The sequence below is a fragment of the Novacetimonas pomaceti genome (genome assembly GCF_003207955.1).
GTDB classification, from domain to species: domain Bacteria; phylum Pseudomonadota; class Alphaproteobacteria; order Acetobacterales; family Acetobacteraceae; genus Novacetimonas; species Novacetimonas pomaceti.
The window spans coordinates 1-915 of sequence record NZ_NOXG01000107.1 but is presented as its reverse complement, the minus strand read 5'-3'; the positions used below and the strand labels follow the sequence as shown (position 1 = coordinate 915).

Below are 915 nucleotides of genomic sequence, written 5' to 3'. Positions count from 1 at the left end.
AGCAGCCTGTCGGGTTGGGGTACCCTGTGAAGGGGTAAGGCTGTAGAGTGTCGCGATGAGCCGCTTCATCCCGTTTGACCGATCCCAGCCGTATCTTCTGCCGCCTGATCTGACGTCGTGGCTTCCGGCTGACGATATGGCGCATTTCATTGTCGCAGCTGTTGAGCGGGTTCCGATGAGTGCGTTCTGCGTGCCAGTGCGCACGGGAGGCAAGGCGCAGTATCATCCGCGCCTGATGCTGGCCCTTCTGATCTTCAGCTATGCGAACGGGTTGTTTTCCTCACGCCGGATCGAGCGGGCGACATATCGCGACATCGGGGTACGCTTCGTGGCGGCGAACCTGCATCCGGATCATGATACGATTGCGACCTTCCGCCGGACGAACCGGACAGCCATTGAAGCTGCATTTGCGCAGGTCCTGCTTCTGGCGCGCGAGACGGGTCTGCTGCGTCTGGGTGTCGTATCGATTGACGGCACGAAAATTGATGCCGACGCTTCGAAATACCGTTCCCTGCGCTACGACCGGATCAGGGCACTGCGCGAACAGCTGGCGGTGGATATCGCGAAACTGATGGACCAGGCGGAGCACGCAGATGCCACAGACAGAGATCCGCAGGCCCTGCCAGAAGAGTTTGCCCGACGGGAAACACTGAAAGCGAAGCTGGACGAAGCCTGCGCCCGGCTGGAAGCAGATGCGAAAGCGCAGGCCGAGGCGGCGCGACCGGCATACGAGAAAAAGAAGGCGATGTATGACGCAAAAACAGGGCGTCGCGGTCGGGCGCCGAAACCGCCGGATGATGAACCACCACCCGACCGGCAGATCAGTCTGACCGATCCCGACAGCCGCCTCATGCGGCGTTCGGACGCCCACGAGTTCCGGCAGGCTTACAATGCCCAGGCCGTGGTCTGCGCCGA

At 61.6% G+C, this 915-nt stretch carries 1 protein-coding gene; it reads left to right on the top strand.

Annotated elements, in window-relative coordinates; translation table 11 throughout:
- Positions 1–55 precede the first annotated feature (55 nt).
- Positions 56–915 (top strand): transposase (locus tag CFR71_RS15850; protein WP_133251193.1); only part of this gene is annotated, 860 nt, incomplete at its 3' end.